13 protein-coding genes are annotated in these 18524 nt (G+C 33.3%); 1 reads left to right on the top strand and 12 read right to left on the bottom strand.

Features of this window, described 5'->3' with window-relative positions:
• Window positions 1–26: 26 nt before the first annotated feature.
• The 11 genes from queG to IFB02_RS07425 form a co-directional block, all read right to left on the bottom strand.
• Window positions 27–953, bottom strand: coding sequence for a tRNA epoxyqueuosine(34) reductase QueG (gene queG / locus IFB02_RS07475; protein ID WP_370520678.1), 927 nt, complete (start codon window positions 951–953; stop codon window positions 27–29).
• 6 nt (window positions 954–959) lie between these two features.
• Window positions 960–2288 (bottom strand): cytochrome P450, encoded by a 1329-nt coding sequence (locus IFB02_RS07470; protein WP_191072607.1) that lies wholly within the window; start codon window positions 2286–2288, stop codon window positions 960–962.
• A 9-nt stretch (window positions 2289–2297) separates the two neighbouring features.
• Complete coding sequence (ruvB, locus tag IFB02_RS07465) at window positions 2298–3320, bottom strand: Holliday junction branch migration DNA helicase RuvB (protein WP_191072606.1); 1023 nt, start codon at window positions 3318–3320, stop codon at window positions 2298–2300.
• Between the two features lie 68 nt (window positions 3321–3388).
• Window positions 3389–5179: a cytochrome c oxidase subunit I gene (locus tag IFB02_RS07460; RefSeq protein ID WP_106687365.1), complete on the bottom strand. Its 1791-nt coding sequence runs from the start codon at window positions 5177–5179 to the stop codon at window positions 3389–3391.
• A gap of 42 nt (window positions 5180–5221) precedes the next feature.
• Window positions 5222–6295 carry a cytochrome c oxidase subunit II gene (locus tag IFB02_RS07455; RefSeq protein WP_106687366.1) on the bottom strand — a complete coding sequence of 358 codons (1074 nt, stop codon included), beginning with the start codon at window positions 6293–6295 and terminating at the stop codon, window positions 5222–5224.
• Window positions 6296–6322: 27 nt separating this feature from the next.
• Complete coding sequence (locus tag IFB02_RS07450) at window positions 6323–7699, bottom strand: quinol:cytochrome C oxidoreductase (RefSeq protein ID WP_106687367.1); 1377 nt, start codon at window positions 7697–7699, stop codon at window positions 6323–6325.
• Between the two features lie 26 nt (window positions 7700–7725).
• Window positions 7726–8283: a c-type cytochrome gene (locus tag IFB02_RS07445; RefSeq protein ID WP_106687368.1), complete on the bottom strand. Its 558-nt coding sequence runs from the start codon at window positions 8281–8283 to the stop codon at window positions 7726–7728.
• 9 nt (window positions 8284–8292) lie between these two features.
• Window positions 8293–8823 (bottom strand): DUF3341 domain-containing protein, encoded by a 531-nt coding sequence (locus tag IFB02_RS07440; protein WP_106687369.1) that lies wholly within the window; start codon window positions 8821–8823, stop codon window positions 8293–8295.
• A gap of 9 nt (window positions 8824–8832) precedes the next feature.
• Complete coding sequence (gene nrfD / locus IFB02_RS07435) at window positions 8833–10572, bottom strand: NrfD/PsrC family molybdoenzyme membrane anchor subunit (protein ID WP_106687370.1); 1740 nt, start codon at window positions 10570–10572, stop codon at window positions 8833–8835.
• A 29-nt stretch (window positions 10573–10601) separates the two neighbouring features.
• Window positions 10602–13706, bottom strand: coding sequence for a TAT-variant-translocated molybdopterin oxidoreductase (locus tag IFB02_RS07430; RefSeq protein ID WP_106687371.1), 3105 nt, complete (start codon window positions 13704–13706; stop codon window positions 10602–10604).
• 31 nt (window positions 13707–13737) lie between these two features.
• Window positions 13738–15036: a cytochrome c3 family protein gene (locus IFB02_RS07425; RefSeq protein ID WP_106687600.1), complete on the bottom strand. Its 1299-nt coding sequence runs from the start codon at window positions 15034–15036 to the stop codon at window positions 13738–13740.
• Window positions 15037–15299: 263 nt separating this feature from the next.
• On the opposite strand from IFB02_RS07425, the gene IFB02_RS07420 reads away from it, so the two are divergent.
• The gene (locus IFB02_RS07420; RefSeq protein ID WP_223878822.1) at window positions 15300–15647 is read left to right on the top strand and encodes an SPOR domain-containing protein; all 348 of its coding nucleotides are present in this window, start codon (window positions 15300–15302) and stop codon (window positions 15645–15647) included.
• A 73-nt stretch (window positions 15648–15720) separates the two neighbouring features.
• Here the strand turns inward: IFB02_RS07420 and infB are convergent, their stop codons facing one another.
• Complete coding sequence (gene infB / locus IFB02_RS07415) at window positions 15721–18495, bottom strand: translation initiation factor IF-2 (RefSeq protein WP_191072605.1); 2775 nt, start codon at window positions 18493–18495, stop codon at window positions 15721–15723.
• Window positions 18496–18524: the final 29 nt, after the last annotated feature.

Genomic DNA, 18524 nt, shown 5'->3' with positions numbered 1-18524 from the left:
TGTAACAATACTAAAACGTTTTTAAACTAGTCTTTTAAAAAATTGATGTTTCGATTTAATCCTGAAAGTTTTGTTCTTTTTACTGCAGATTTTTTAAAAATCTTCCTGAATGTGTCTTCTGTAATTTCATCCCAATCTTTTTTTGTCATTGATAATAAATCAGGATGTGGATTAAATAATGGTTCTGAATGTGGTTTACTAAACCTATTCCATGGACAAACATCTTGACAAACATCACAACCAAACATCCAATCGTCAAACTTGTTTTTCATTGTAGAAGGTAATTCTTCTTTTAATTCTATAGTAAAGTAACTTATACATTTACTTCCATCTACTACGTAAGGTTGTACAATTGCTTGCGTTGGACATGCGTCTATACATGCAGTACATGTCCCACAATGGTCTGTTGTTGGATTATCGTAATCTAAATCTAGATCTATTATAAGTTCTGCTATAAAATAAAAGCTTCCTGTTTGTTTACTTAATAAATTACTGTGCTTACCTATCCAACCTAATCCGCTTTTTGCAGCCCAAGCTTTATCTAATACTGGTGCAGAATCTACAAAAGCACGTCCGTTTACATCTCCTATGTTTTCTTTTATAAATTGTAACAACTGCTTAAGTTTATCTTTTATTACAAAATGATAATCTGTACCGTATGCGTATTTAGATAACTTGTAACTGTCTTCTGTTTGTGTTTGGTCTGGATAGTAATTTAGCAATAAAGAGATAACACTTTTAGAATCTTCTACTAATTTGGTTGGATCTAATCGTTTATCAAAATGGTTTTCCATATACTGCATTTTTCCATGCATATTATTGTTTAACCATTGTTCTAACCTTGGCGCTTCTTCATCTAAAAATTGTGCTTTACTTATACCACAAGACAAAAAACCTAATCGTTTTGCCTCTTCTTTTATTAATCTAGTATGTTTAGATGTATTATTTATCAAACGTAATTACCTTTCTATAAAGTTAACAAATGCATTTTTAGGCTTTAATGTTATTAATGGTAATATTTCAATTTGATCAAATTTAGGTTCGATTTTATAAGTTTTAACTAAGTGATTTATTGCTAAAATTATTTCATATATCGCAAAATTATTACCTATACACTTTCTTGGTCCAGCGCCAAAAGGGAAATAAAATGAAGAAAACGGTCTACTTCCATCTTTAAAACGTGTTGGTGAAAATGTATTTGGTTTATCCCATAATTTAGGATGGCGATGTATTTCGAATATAGAAAACAACAAATTAGACCCTTTTTTAAAACTGTAAGTTTTAAATTTATCTGCTTCAATATTTACACGATCAATAAAGTAAACTGGCGGATATAATCGCATTGCTTCTTCTATAACTTGTTGACAAATTGTAGAATTAGCTATTACAGACATTAAATTATCTTGATCTTCATTTTTTTTAATCTCTTCATAAATTTGCTCTTGCCAGTTTGGATGCTTAGCTAGCAATTGAACAATAAATGTAAGTGCATTAGATGTGGTTTCGTGACCTGCAGTGAATAGAATTAAAATTTCATCTAAAAGCTGTTGTTCTTCCATTGATGATCCATCTTCATAAGTCGCAGATAAAAGCATATCTAATAAATCATTATAAACTGTATTAGAATTTAGTCTATCCTTAACTATATCTCTTAAAATTTGTCTTGCTTCTAAGGATAAATTAAGATGATTTTTTAAAGTACCACTCAACTTAAACCACCATCCAAGATACGGTTGTCTAAGTTCTTTAACCAGCATTTTTTGCTCTGCTTCAGTAATGTATTGCAGTCTATTAATTTGATCTTGATTAGCAGCATCGCTAAATAGGGACTTTACGACTATATTAAATGCTAAATCATTAAATGCCGGAAATACATCTGTTGTTTGATTTACAGAAAATGCTTGATACTGATCTTCTATTGTATCTTGAATTGTTTGAAGCAACAATTCTATTTGTTTTTTATGAAAAGCAGGTTGAATTAGTCTACGTTGCGTTTTCCAGTGTTCGCCTTCTGCAGTTAACAAACCATTACCAACGTATTTTGCCAAATCTTGTGTTTGAATTTTGGACTTTGTATAGTTTCGGTTGTTTTTTTGAAGGACATATTCTGCTAACTCAGCATCTCTACAAAAATAGATGTATTTATTAAATCCTATTTTAAGTTTAAATAGGTCACCATGTTTTTCAAAATTAGATTTATGAAAAGGAAGCGGATTTTTTAAAATTTGAAACGAATGTTTTATGAAATGAAACAACGAAACTTCAGGTATGCTATTGTTATCTTCCATACATTTTAACTAGAATAATCCTCCTTGTATTGGTCCTTTAATTTTTCCAAGGTGTTTATATGCTAACTCTGTAACTTCTCTTCCTCGTGGTGTACGAATAATGAAACCTTGCTGAATTAAGAATGGCTCATAAACTTCTTCAATAGTTTCTGCACTTTCACTTACAGCAGTTGCAATAGTAGTTATACCTACTGGTCCGCCTTTAAATTTATCAATAATAGTAGAAAGGATGCGATTATCCATTTCATCTAAACCATAGGCATCAACATTTAAAGCCTCTAAAGCATACTTTGCAATTTTAATATCTATTGCACCGTTACCTTTTATTTGTGCAAAATCTCTAACTCTACGTAACAAAGCATTAGCAATTCTAGGTGTACCACGACTTCTACCAGCAACTTCTATTGCGGCTTCCATAGAGATTGGTACATTTAATATATCTGCACTTCTTTGAATAATTGTAGTAAGTAATTCGGTACTATAATATTGCAGCCTACTTTGAATACCAAAACGAGCACGCATTGGTGCTGTAAGTAATCCTGAACGAGTAGTTGCGCCAACTAAAGTAAATGGGTTAAGATTAATTTGAACAGTTCTGGCGTTAGGACCAGATTCTATCATAATATCAATCTTATAATCTTCCATAGCAGAATAAAGATATTCTTCTACAATTGGGCTTAATCTATGTATTTCATCAATAAAAAGAACATCTCTTTCATCTAAATTAGTTAGAAGTCCTGCAAGATCGCCTGGTTTATCTAATACTGGTCCAGAAGTAATCTTAATGCTAACTCCTAATTCATTGGCTAAAATATTAGCTAATGTCGTTTTTCCTAAACCTGGAGGACCATGAAATAAAGTGTGATCTAAAGCTTCTGAGCGTTGATTAGCTGCTTGAACAAAAACTTGAAGATTTTCTAAAACTTGATCTTGACCTGTAAAATCATTAAAATTTAAGGGTCTAAGTGTTTTTTCTATATCAAATTCTTCCGAAGAAAAATTATCGTTTGTAGGATCTAAATGTTCATTCATCTTAAAACAAAGATAAAGAAAAAGCCTTTCTGTTAGGAAAGGCTTTTAAATATTTTAAAAGAAAATAATTAGTGTTGTAACTCTTCTTCTCCATCTTTTAATGGAATGTCTTGAGGTACAAAATCATCTTCGTGTCCCGGTTTACTATAATCATAAGCCCATCTGTGAACTGTTGGTATTTCACCAGGCCAGTTACCGTGAATGTGCTCTACTGGAGTAGTCCATTCTAGTGTATTAGATTTCCAAGGGTTTTGTTCTGCTCTTTTTCCGTAGAAAATACTAGAGAAGAAGTTATAGAAAAATACGATTTGGAATGCTCCTCCTACTAATGCAAATACTGTAATTACAACATTAACATTAGATAAATCGTCAAATAAAGGAAATGCACTATTTGTATAATAACGTCTTGGTAATCCAGCCATACCTATAAAATGCATTGGGAAGAATACACCGTAAGCACATACTGCTGTTACCCAAAAGTGAACATATCCTAAATTCTTGTTCATCATTCTTCCAAACATTTTAGGAAACCAGTGGTAAACACCAGCAAAGAAACCGTATAATGCAGATATACCCATTACTAAGTGGAAGTGAGCTACTACGAAGTATGTATCGTGTACATTAATGTCTAATGCACTATCACCTAATATGATACCAGTTAATCCTCCTGTAATGAAAGTTGAAACTAATCCTATAGAGAATAACATCGCAGGGTTAAGTTGCAAGTTACCTTTCCATAATGTTGTAATATAATTAAAAGCTTTAACCGCAGAAGGAATAGCAATTAATAACGTTGTGAAAGTAAATACAGATCCTAAGAAAGGATTCATACCAGATACAAACATGTGGTGACCCCAAACTATTGTAGAAAGGAATGCAATTGCTAATACTGAAGCGATCATTGCACGGTAACCAAAAATAGGTTTACGTGAGTTAGTCGCAATAATTTCTGAAGTTATACCTAAAGCTGGTAATAATACAATGTATACTTCTGGATGACCTAAGAACCAAAATAAATGTTCAAATAATACTGGTGATCCACCTTGGTAATGTAATACTTCTCCTTGTATAAAAATATCTGATAAGAAGAATGATGTTCCAAAACTTCTATCCATAATCAACAATAAAGCTGCTGATAATAATACTGGGAATGAAACGATACCAATTATAGCTGTTACAAAAAATGTCCAAATTGTTAAAGGTAATCTTGTCATAGACATACCTTTTGTACGTAAGTTTAATACAGTTACAACATAGTTAAGAGATCCTAAAGCAGAAGATGCAATAAATATAGCCATAGATGTTAACCATAATGTCATACCCATTCCTGATCCACCTTGCGCCATAGGTAAAGCACTTAATGGTGGATAAATTGTCCAACCTGCTGCTGCTGGTCCAGCCTCAACAAAAAATGAAGCAACCATTATTACACATGAAACAAAAAACAACCAATAAGATACCATATTAAGGAATCCTGAAGCCATATCTCTTGCTCCAATTTGTAATGGAATTAATAAATTACTAAACGTACCTGATAGTCCTGCTGTTAATACGAAGAATACCATTATAGTACCGTGAATTGTCACTAACGCTAAATAGATATCTGCGCTCATAACACCATCTGGAGCCCATTTACCTAAAAATGTCTCTAAAAAAGCATTTGGTTCTCCTGGCCATGCGATTTGAATACGCATCATTAAGGACATTAAAACACCTACAACACCCATAATTAGTCCAGTAATTAAATACTGCTTTGCGATCATTTTATGATCTTGACTAAAAATATATTTTGTTATAAAGGTCTCTTTATGGTGATGACCGTGATCGTCATGAGCATGTGCTTCTACGTGTGCTGACATATCTAAATATCTTTTCTTAAATTAAAATTTTCTTTTTCTTTATTACAAATTTAACGAATTTTCGAACACTTTTTGTTCTTTCATCCAAGCGTCAAATTCTTCTTGAGTTTCTACGACTATCTTCATTTGCATGTTGTAGTGAGATGTTCCGCAGATTTTATTACATAATAATAAGAAATCAAACTCATAAGGTTCTAAAGCTTCTTCACCTTTAGCGATTAACTCTTGACTATTTTGAGTTCTTATTTTATTAATATTTGCAACTTTGTCTTTGATTTCTGGTAATTCACGCATCTCTTCTGTAGTTTTAGTTGGCGTGAAACTGAATTGTGTAATCATTCCTGGTACACAGTTCATTTGAGCTCTAAAGTGAGGCATGTAAGCCGAGTGTAAAACGTCTTGAGAACGCATTTTGAATAATACTGGCTTTCCTACTGGTAAGTGTAATTCTGTAACGATTACATCGTCTTTTGCATTAGGATCAGACTCATCAACTCCAAGGATATTTGCTTTATCTAAATCAATTAATCTAACGTTGGCTTTACCTAAAGCGTTGTCTTGACCTGCATAACGTGCTTTCCAGTTAAATTGTTGAGCGTAAAGTTCAACAACCATTGGATCAGACTCTTCATCAACGTTCATAATACTTGTCCAAGTGAATAAACCTTGAATTATTAATCCTGCTAAAACGATTACTGGAATAATTGTCCAAATTGCTTCTAATTTATTATTATCTGCAAAGAATAAAGCTTTTCTCCCTTTTTGACCACGGTATTTAAATGCGAAGTAGTGTAAAAGAAACTGAGTTATAGTTTGAACAAAGAAAATTACTAAAAGTGAAATTATCATTAATCGATCTACACTTGGTCCATGTTCTGAAGCAGAGTTAGATAATAATGGTAAATCTCCATATTTTATAAGACATACTATAGTTATTACATAGATGAAGATTAAAAATCCTATCATTAGATAACCGTTTACTTTGTTGTCGTTATCATTAGCGATTTGGTTATTTACATTTGATTTTCCTGTTTGAGTTAAATCAAATATTTTAACCATTTGCCAAATGGCAACAAAGATAAATACTAAAACTAAAATTGATAATAAAGCCGTCATTGTTGTCGTTCTTCTTTACTTATTTTATTAATAATGGAAATGTTCACTTTCTTTTACAAAAGGATTTCCTTTCGCTTTTAATGGTGCTTTTGAAATTGCATAGAATACAAATAGTATAAACAATCCAGCAAATAATAATATTGCACTAATTTCTGGAACTCCTATAAACCATCTGTCACCTACTGTAGCTGGCATTATCATATTGAATATATCTAAATAATGTCCTGCTAAAATCACTATACCTGCCATAACAACAAACCAAGGAATTCTCTTATAATCGCTATTCATTAATAGTAATAATGGGAATAAGAAATTCATTGCAACCATACCGAAGAATGGTAATCTATAATCTTCAATTCTAGTAACGAAGTAAGTTACTTCTTCAGGTATGTTAGAATACCAGATTAACATGAATTGAGAGAACCATAAGTATGTCCAAAAGATACTGATACCAAACATGAATTTAGCTAAATCATGGATATGACTATCATTTACTTCTGGAAGTAATCCTTTTGATTTTAAATAGATAGTTATTAAAGCAATAACTGTAATACCACTTACAAACATACTAGCAAAAACGTACCAACCAAATAATGTTGAGAACCAGTGAGGATCAACACTCATTATCCAATCCCATGACATCATAGATTCTGAGTAAATAAAGAATACTAAGAATCCAGCAGCTATACGAAAAGATTTTTTAAAGTTACTATTATCTCCAGCTTGAGCTTCGTCTTGTGCTAAAGAAAATTTGCGAGCGAAGAAACGGTAAATACTCCATCCAGCTATAAAAATAACTCCTCTTATTAAAAACCCAGTTGAATTTAACCAACCTGATTTTCCGTCTACTAACTTATCATAGTGTTCACTTTCTGGGTTAACCATATCTGGATTCATCCAAACAAAAATGTGATCTCCTGCGAATAAAGCTATAGCTAAAACTATGATTGCACCTGGTAATAAATAATATGTTATTCCTTCCATTACTCTGAATAACAATGGAGACCAACCAGCTTGTGCTGCAAATTGTATTGCATAAAAAGCTAATACACCTAAAGCAATCATCATAAAAAAGAATGCTGCTACATATAATGCAGAATATGGTCTATTATGTATTTGATGCATTACATGCTCTGCATGCGCATCATCATGACCAACATTTGCATGATGATCGTTTGTTGCAGTTTCAGCATGATGTGCATCTGTTGAGTGTGCGTTAGAAACATCATGAGCATCTGTTTCATGACTATCGCCATGTCCACCATGACTTGCTTCTGCTGCTATCATTTCTTTTACTTCGTCTAATGATTTATGAGAACTCATAAAACCATAAGCAACTCCTAAAAGTCCTAAAACAATTAAGATACCAGCAAAAATCTTTAGTCTATTTGAAAATGTGTACATATCTATATATAAACTTTATCTTGATCTTATTTTTCTAATTCTGCTTTTAAGTTTAGTACGTAAGCAACTACTTGCCAACGCTCTTCTTCATTAAGCTGATTTGCGTAACTACCCATTGCGTTCTTACCATAGTAAATCACGTGATAAATGCTGCCAGCATTAATTGCTCTACCAGCATCATCGTAACTTGGTACACCAAGGATTTTTTCTCTTTTAACTAATTGTCCTTGACCTTTTCCTTTTGTACCGTGACAAATACCACAATAAATATTGTAAAGTTCTTTACCTCTATTTAAATCTATTTGAGTTGAGTCTAAAGGACTAGTTAATTGAGCTTTTGCTAAATTATACCCTTCTGTATCTGAAGCATAGTCAAAAGGCATATATCCTCTTGGTATTGTTCCTTCTGCTGGTAATTGTCCTTCTTTACCATTTTGAAAAGCAGCAGATTCTTGATACGTTTCGTAAGCTAAAGACTCGTACATGTTTGGCATGTACTCATAATTAGGTCTTGATTTTTTATTACAAGAGACAAACGAAATTGCTACTAAGGCTACTAATGTTATTTTAATTAAATGTTTCATTGTATCTAATTAGTGTGCTTTATCAACTATGTTAATTTCTACTGCTCCAGTTTCAGCTAACAAGTTTTGTAATTCATTTTCATTACCATGAACAGGAATTTCCATTAAAAAATGATCATCTGTTGTTCTTGGATCTGGGTTTTCGGCTTTCTTAAAAGGCCACATTCTACTTCTTAAGTAAAAAGTAATTACCATTAAGTGAGCAGCAAAAAATACTGTAAGCTCAAACATAATTGGAACAAATGCTGGCATGTTTTCTAGAAAACTAAAACTTGGTTTTCCACCTATATCTTGTGGCCAATCTTGAATCATGATAAAATTCATCATCAAAACAGCAACAGATAATCCAACACAACCATATAAGAAAGCAGTTATTGCGATTCTTGTTGGCGCAAGTCCCATAGCTTTATCTAGTCCATGTACAGGAAATGGTGTGTAAATTTCTTCTATATGATGCTTTGCAGTTTTAACTTTTTTAACTGCATTCATTAACACATCATCATCGTTATAAATAGCGTGAATTACTTTTGAAGATTCCATATGCTACTTTTAGTTTATTAAGTTTTTAGCTTGACCTGACCAATCATCTCTTTCGGCTCTTCCTGGGAAAGAACCTGTGATTTCGTCTAATAAGTCATATTCTTTTTTAGACATTTTACTTACTTGTAAATAAGTATAAATACCTAAACTATTTAATACTTCTTCCATTTTTGGTCCAATACCGTTGATTTTCTTTAAATCATCAGCTGTTTGTGTATTAGGATCAAAAGTTCCTAAACCTGATAAAAGGTTATTTACTTTTTCAGTATTTTCAGGTTTTGGTAAAGGTTTTGGTGCTTCATTAGCTGTAAGTTTATCTGTGTAAACTGATGTTCTTGCATCTGAACCTGTTCCAACTAAACTATCACCTCTTTCTCTAATATTTTTATAACGCTGTCCTGAAGACTTTAAAATAGTCTTAACTTCGGCTTGTGCAATTACAGGGAAAGTTCTTGAGTATAATAAGAATAATACGAAGAAGAAACCGATTGTACCGATAAAAATACCTATATCAACAAAAGTTGGTGAGAACATCGTCCAAGAAGAAGGTAAATAATCACGGTGTAATGATGTAACAATAATTACAAAACGCTCAAACCACATTCCGATATTTACAACAATAGAAATAAAGAAAGAGAACATAATACTTGTACGTAATTTTTTAAACCACATAAATTGAGGTGAAAATACATTACAAGACATCATTGCCCAATATGCCCAAGCATAAGGTCCAGTTGCTCTGTTTAAAAATGCATATTGTTCAAATTCTACACCAGAGTACCAAGCTACAAAAAGCTCAGTAATATATGCTACACCAACTATAGAACCAGTAATCATGATTACTATGTTCATTAATTCGATATGCTGTACAGTGATATAATCTTCCATGTTACACACTTTTCTCATGATAATAAGAAGTGTATTTACCATCGCGAAACCAGAGAAAATAGCTCCGGCAACAAAATATGGTGGGAAAATAGTAGTATGCCAACCTGGTATTACAGATGTAGCGAAGTCAAAAGATACAATTGTATGTACAGAAAGTACTAATGGTGTAGCTAATCCTGCTAATACAAGAGAAACTTCTTCAAAACGTTGCCAATCTTTTGCTCTACCAGACCATCCAAAACTTAAAAGGCTGTATATTTTTTTCTGAAATGGTTTGATCGCTCTATCACGTAACATTGCAAAATCTGGTAATAAACCTGTCCACCAGAAAACTAATGATACAGATAAATAAGTAGAAATTGCAAATACATCCCAAAGTAATGGTGAATTAAAGTTTACCCACAAAGATCCAAATTGGTTTGGTATTGGTAGTACCCAATATGCTAACCAAGGACGACCCATGTGAATAATTGGGAATAATCCTGCTTGAACAACAGAGAATATTGTCATAGCTTCTGCAGAACGGTTAATTGCCATTCTCCATTTTTGACGGAATAATAAAAGTACTGCAGAAATTAGTGTTCCTGCGTGACCAATACCAACCCACCAAACGAAGTTAGTAATATCCCAAGCCCAGTTAACTGTTCTGTTTAATCCCCAAGTTCCGATACCTGTTGAAACGGTATAAATAATACAACCTATTCCCCAAAGGAAAGCTACAAGAGCAATTGAAAAAACAATCCACCATTGTTTATTAGCTTTACCTTCTACAGGAGCTGCGATATCTACAGTTACATCGTGGTAAGATTTCTCACCGGTAACTAGAGGTCTTCTAATAGGTGCTTCGTAATGAGACGCCATAATCCTTATATAAGTGTTTCTTAATTAATTTATGATTCTTTTGTATTTCTTACTTTCACGTGGTACATCACATTTGGTTTTGTTCCAACACTTTCAAGTAAGTGATACATTCTATTATCTTCAGTAAGCTTTGCTACTTTACTTTCTTTATCATTGATATCTCCAAATATCATTGCTCCACTACTACAAGCTGCAGAACAAGCAGTTTGGAATTCGCCATCTTTGATTTCTCTTCCTTCTCTTTTAGCATCAAGGATAGTTTTTTGTGTCATTTGGATACACATAGAACATTTTTCCATCACGCCACGAGAACGCACAGTCACATCAGGATTAATTACCATACGACCTAAATCGTTATTCATGTGGTAATCAAACTCATCGTTTCCATTGTATAAGAACCAGTTAAAACGACGAACTTTGTATGGACAGTTATTTGCACAATATCTTGTACCTACACAACGGTTATAAGCCATGTGATTTTGACCTTGTCTACCATGTGCTGTTGCAGCTACTGGACAAACAGTCTCACAAGGCGCATGGTTACAGTGCTGACACATTACTGGTTGGAATGCTACTTGAGGGTTATCTGCAGGATCTTCTAATTCTCCAAATCCACCTAAAGATCCATTATCACCAAATAGACCAGAGAAACCTTCTTTTTTAGCATCATCTTGAGCAAATGTATCCTCTGATGAATAATATCTATCAATACGTAACCAGTGCATATCACGACTACGTCTAATTTCTTCTTTACCTACTACAGGAACATTATTTTCAGCATGACAAGCGATAACACAAGCTCCACATCCTGTACAAGCATTTAAATCTATAGAAAGATTAAAATGATGTCCTATACTTCTATCAAACTCATCCCAAAGATCTACATCTGGTGATGTAACAGGTGTTTCCTCGTGATTTAAAGATACTTCTGGGATTGGGTTCCAATAATGTTTATCTTTTGTATTAAACACTTCAAGAGTTGTTTCTCTAATAATGTCACCACGACCCATTAAAGTGTTTTGTAATTGTAAACAAGCAAATTCATGCATACCTGTAGCAGCTTCTACTGTTACATTTTGTACATTATTAAAGTCTTTATATAATGGGTAAGCATTAACACCTGTTTGCATTTCTTCTTTTAATCCTGCTGTTCTACCATAACCAAATGATAAACCAACAGTACCTTTTGCTTGACCTGGCTGTATAATTACAGGAATAGTTAGACTTAGCCCATTAGCTTTTACAGTAGCATAACTACCATTTAAAGCTCCTGTTGCTTCGTGTTCGTTAACTAATCCCCAAGCTTTTGCATCTGACTTAGATACGGTAAGGTAGTTATCCCAAGATGTTCTTGAAATTGGATCTGGGAATTCTTGTAACCAAGGGTTATTAGCTTGTTGTCCATCACCCATACCAGTTTTAGTATATAAAACTAACTCTGTACCGTTTGATTTAGCAGAAGAAGCTAAAGCTCTTGCTGCGTTGCTTGAAGGTGTTTCGTCTTGTTCAATTTCTTCTGTAACTTCAGGAGTTGCTTCTGCAACAGAACTTACAAATACACCATCATGTAAAGCTTTATTAAAAGAACTACCTCCTAATACGTTTGCAGTCCATGTTGACTTAATGTAATCATTAAGAGTAGAACTATTACCGTTCCATTTTAAAAGAGCTTCTTGAAATTGTCTTGTATCAAATAAAGGTCTAATTGTTGGTTGCATTAAACCAAAATGACCTTTTTTAAACTCTACATCTCCCCAAGACTCTAAGTAATGAGGTGCAGCAGCTATATATTGAGAAACACTTGCAGTTTCATCTTCTTTCATTGTAAAATATACTGAAAGATCAATGTTTTTTATTGCTTCTTCAAATTCTTTTGCATTTGGTAATGTATACATTGGGTTTACACCACTCATGATTACAGCTCCTACTTTACCAGATTTCATATCTGATATTAAAGTTTGAACTGCAGACACATTACCTTGACGTGTTTTTATTGGAGTGCTAGAATCAAACGCCTTACTTTGTAAAGCTTCGTTTATTTCTAATACAACAGTTTGAGCGTTTACATCTTGTAATCCAGAAACTACAACTCCGTTACTTCCTGCTCTTTTTAATTGAGATGCTGCTTGCTGTACTGCTTCTTTAACCTGAGCTGGTAAAGCATTAGCATTAACAGATCCTCCAACAATTAAACTATGTAATTGCGCTAAAACTAATTTTTGATTAGTTGGTGTTACAGGTACACGCTTATCTGCATTTGCACCAGTTAGAGACATATTAGCTTCAAATTGAATATGTCTTGACATTTTTCCTTCAGTAGGAATACGTCCTTTAGCGTAACCTGAATCAAATCCTCCGCCTTGCCAATCACCTAAGAAATCTGCACCAACAGAAACTATTGTCATTGCTTTAGAGAAATCGTAACTAGCTAAGCCTCTTTCTCTATATTTAGCTTGGAACGCATCTAATGCAGCTGATTCTGAAACAGCATCATAAACTACATGATTTACATTTCCGTAATTTTCAGCAAATTCACTAACTAACTTAGACGTTGTTGGACTTGAATATGTTTGAGTCAATAAAGCAATTTGCTTTCCTGACGATTTTATTTCGTTTAATTTTTTTGTTGTTTCAGCATCAAATTGAGACCAAGAAATATTGCTATCTCCTTTTTTAGGTCCTTGAACTCTTAAGCTATCGTATAAATCTAAAACAGATGCATTAACTCTTGCATTAGCACTACCGTGTGTAGGCGCTAAATTGTTATTTTCTATTTTTATTGGACGACCTTCGCGAGTTTTTACTAAAACACTAGCATAATCAAAACCGTTTGCAATTACAGTTGCATAATAATTAGCAACACCAGGAATAATTGTTTCTGGCTGCACTACATAAGGAATTGATTTTACAACTGGTCCTTCGCAAGCCGCCAATGAAGCTGCAGCTGTACTAAAACCAACATACTTTAAGAAATCACGACGTGTTGTTGAAGATTTCTCTAATGTATCCTTATCACCTAAGAACTCATCAGTAGGAATTTCTTGAACAAATTCGTTTTGTTTTAGCGTCTCAACAATAGAGCTATTATCGTTTAGCTCCTCAACACTTTTCCAGTATTTCTTGTTTGATGACATATTATATATAGAATTTATTTCTTATTAATTTTTAATAGTGACATTTACCACACTCAAGTCCACCCATTTGTGCAGCGGTTAGGTTTTCTACACCATACTTCTTAGCAAGTTGCTCATGAATCTTAGTGTAATACCCGTTGTCTTTAACTTTTACGTTTGTCTCTCTATGACAGTTAATACACCAACCCATTGTTAAAGGCGCATGTTGATACATAATCTCCATTTCTTCTACTGGACCGTGACATGTTTGACACTCTACACCAGCAACAGTTACGTGTTGCGAGTGATTAAAGTATGCAAAATCTGGTAAATTATGAATTCTAATCCATTTTACTGGTGATGTTTCTCCTGTATACTTTTGTTCAGCGTCATCCCAACCTACAGCTGCATATAACTTTTTAATTTCTGCATTGTAGTCTACACCATACTCTGCTAAACCTTCTTGTTGTGTTTCTGGAGCTACTTCATAAATTGATTTATGACAATTCATACAAACATTTAATGAAGGTATCCCAGAATGTTTACTTACTCTAGCAGAAGAGTGACAATATTTACAATCTATACCATTTTCTCCTGCATGGATACGGTGTGAATAATGAATTGGTTGTACTGGCTCGTAACCTTGATTAACACCAACTTGCATTAAAAATCCGTAAACAAAATATGCACTAGCTAATAATAAGATAATAACAGACACTAACACTAAGAACTGATTTTGAACAAAAGCTTTCCAAATTGGCGTACGTTTTGTTTTTTCTAAATCAACACCTTTTGCTTCTGCAAAACGACGTAATGTTTGGTTTACTAAAAATAATGCTATAGCTAATAAAGCAAATAATAATCCTAAAGCTCCTAAAATAATCTCGTTAGAAATACCACTTCCAGAAGTTTGACCAGCTTGACCTTCAGTTCCTGGAACTGGAGGTGGTGGCGGAGTAGCTTCTGTAGCTGTGTAAGCTAAAATATTATCTATATCTGCATTTGAAAGCTGAGGAAATGGTGTCATTGCTGCTCCACCATACTCATTATAGATTTTATTAGCATAAGCATCTCCAGATTTAATTAAAGCCGGACTGTTTTTAATCCATGCATATAACCATTCTCTATCTAACCCTTCAGATTCTGCTAAACGCTCTTCTACATTACGTAATGCAGGACCAGTCATTTTCTTATCTAGCTTATGACAAGCCGCACAATTTGCATTAAATAAAGATTTTCCTGCTACAGGATCGCCGCTTTGAGCGAATAAGGAAGTAGAAAAAGTTAGTAAAAAAATTAAGCTTAAACGAAGAAAGTTATTGCCTAACTTACGGTGAATCACCTGTTTCATATTATATATTGAATTTACTTCTTGACTTTGGTATGATTTTTTCATCTATATTTTAAAAACACAGTTATAAAATATGCTATGCAAAAGTAATATTTAAAGTCGATTTTAGAAATGTTAGCGAAGTGTTAATTGGTAATTTAGAGTAATTCTAAATAATAAAACTACCAATATTTAAGTTTAATAAATTTACATTTGTACTAAATAACAATAATATGAACAAAACAAGTCCCTCTTTTTTTTATATGGTCTTAACTGGTTTATTGATGTTTACATCTTTATCCTTTGCACAAAACGGATCATTAACACTTAATGAAGACCCTGAATTATCACAGGTTATTGAGCTTAAAAAAGCGATAAACAAAGAAGAAAGTGATTCTAACAATTATAAGATCCAAATATACTCTGGATCGTTATCTAATGCTGAATCTACAAAATCGAAATTTAATTCTAGTGTTGGAAAATGGTCTAGTCAATTGGTTTATGAAACACCAAATTATAAAGTTTGGGTTGGAAGTTTTAGATCAAGATTAGAGGCTGATAGAGCTTTAATTGAAATCCATAAAAAATTTCCTTCAGCATTTATTTTTAAACCTAAAAAAGAAAAAGAATAACGCAAATAGTCTTTAAAAGAAAAAGCGATTCAGTTAAGTTTGAATCGCTTTTTTTATATCATGAAATTAAATTTTATTTTAATTTCTTCTTTACTTCTACTTCATGGAATGCTTCTATTACATCTCCAATTTGTATATCGTTGTAGTTTTTAATCTGAAGTCCACAATCGTATCCTTTAGAAACTTCTTTTACATCGTCTTTAAAGCGTTTTAAAGAGGCTAATTCTCCTGTATGTACTACTACTCCATCTCTAATAATTCTAACTTGAGATGATCTAAGTATTTTACCATTTGTTACCATACAACCAGCAATAGTACCTACTTTAGACACTTTAAATAGTTCTCTAATTTCTACAGTACCTGTTACCTCTTCTTTTACTTCTGGAGATAACATTCCTTCCATTGCATCTTTAAGATCGTTAATTGCGTCGTAGATGATAGAGTATGTTCTAATATCTACTTCTTCTTGATCTGCAATTGTTCTTGCATTACCTACTGGCCTTACGTTAAATCCAATAATTATGGCATCTGAAGCTGATGCTAATAACACATCACTTTCTGTAATTGCTCCTACACCTTTATGTAAGATTTTAACTTGAATTTCTTCAGTAGATAATTTCTGGAACGAATCTGTTAATGCTTCTACCGAACCATCTACGTCTCCTTTTAGGATAATATTTAATTCTTTGAAAGTACCTAATGCTATACGACGTCCAATCTCGTCTAGAGTTAAAGTTTTTGTTGTTCTAACATCTTGCTCACGTTGTAATTGCATACGCTTATTAGCAATTTGTTTTGCTTCACGTTCATCTTCAAAGACATTAAACTTATCACCTGCTTGTGGTGCACCATCTAATCCTAAGATTGAAACTGGAGTTGATGGACCAGCTTCGGTTACATCATGACCACGTTCGTCATGCATTGCTTTTATTTTACCACTATGCTTACCTGCTAATACATAATCACCAATTTTAAGTGTTCCTGCTTGAACAAGGACTGTAGCTACATAACCACGACCTTTATCTAAGAACGCTTCTACTATAGTACCTACAGCTGGTTTATTTGGATTAGCTTTAAGCTCTAATAATTCTGCTTCAAGCAATACTTTTTCTAATAAGTCTTTAACACCTGTACCTACTTTTGCTGAGATATCGTGAGATTGAATTTTTCCTCCCCAATCTTCAACTAGTAAATTCATGTTTGCTAAACCTTCTTTAATACGATCTGGATTAGCTGTTGGCTTATCTATTTTGTTTATAGCAAATACTATTGGTACTCCTGCTGCTTGTGCATGCGCGATTGCTTCTTTTGTCTGAGGCATTATATCGTCATCCGCAGCTGCTACAATTATTGCAATATCTGTTACTTGAGCTCCACGAGCACGCATTGCTGTAAAGGCTTCGTGACCTGGTGTATCTAAAAATGCTATTTTTTGACCATTATCTAGCTCTACACTATATGCTCCAATATGCTGTGTGATTCCTCCAGATTCTCCAGCAATTACGTTTTCTTTACGTATGTAATCTAAAAGTGAAGTTTTACCATGATCTACGTGTCCCATTACAGTTACGATAGGTGCACGAGGTTTTAAATCTTCTGGTTTATCTTGTACTTCTTCTATAGATTCTTCTATATCTGCAGTTACAAATTCTACTTCATAACCAAACTCTTCTGCAACAATTGTTAAGGTCTCGGCATCTAAACGTTGGTTCATTGTAACCATCATTCCTAAAGACATACATGCTGAAATAACTGAAGTTACTGGTACATCCATCATAGTTGCAACTTCACTTGCTGTAACAAACTCTGTTACTTTAAGGACTTTACTTTCTGCAGCTTCTGCTTGTAAGTCTTTTTCGGTTTGCTCTCTATGTTGTTCTCTTTTCTCTCTTCTATATTTAGCTCCTTTACCTTTATTAGATTTACCTTGTAGTTTTTCTAAGGTTTCTCTAATTTGTCTTTGTACTTCTTCTTCGCTTGGCTCTTCTTTAACTGGTGCACTTTTACGTCCACCTTTTTTACCTTTAAATCTATTGTCTTTTCCTCTATTGTTATTGTTATTATTGTTGTTTGAGGAATTGTTATCTCCTGGTTTAGAGATACGACGACGTTTTTTCTTATTAGCGTTGTCTCCTGACGCTGTTTTTTTATCGTCTTTTTTCTTTTTAGGCTTTTTAAACTGAGATAAGTCTATTTTTTCTCCAGCTATTTTAGGTCCTGTTAACTTTTTGTATTGAGTTTTTAGGGTTTCTTCAACTGGCTCTGAAGGTTTTTCTTCTTGAGGTTTTTTCTCTTCCTTTTTAGGCGCATCTTGTTTTACAACTTTTGGCTGCTCTACTTTTGGTGCTTCTTTTTTAGGAGTTTCTGGCTTAGGCTGTTCTGGAGAAACTTTAGGTTGATCTGCTTTAGGCTTGTCTTGGTTTTTTACTTTTTTATCTTGATCTAAATCTATTTTACCAACAGTTTTAGGTCCAGAAAGTATTTTTGCAGCTTTTACAACTTCTTGCTCTTTCTCTTTTTCTTTCTCCTTTTCCTTCTCTTTCTTTAAAGCTTCTGCTTTTGCTTTTGCTGCTTCTTCTGCCTTTTGCTTTTCCTCTAACTCTTTTTCGCGTTTAAGCCTAAGTTCTTCTTTTTCTTTATTCTTTTCTTCGTTTACTTTTTGAGACTTCATTTTTTTGTTTGCATCAGTCTCAAATTCGTCTGAAAGAATATTGTAAGTTTCTTGCGAAATTTTTGTAGTAGGACGCTTCTCTATCTCGATGCCTTTAGAATCTAAAAATTCTACAGCTCGATCTAGCGAAATGTTTAGCTCGCGTAATACTTTATTTAATCTAATTGTTTCAGCCATAAATTGCCTTTAACCTTTTTTTTTTCCTC

Source organism: Mesoflavibacter profundi, assembly GCF_014764305.1.
GTDB lineage: Bacteria > Bacteroidota > Bacteroidia > Flavobacteriales > Flavobacteriaceae > Mesoflavibacter > Mesoflavibacter profundi.
This window is presented reverse-complemented; position numbering and strand designations above follow the sequence as displayed.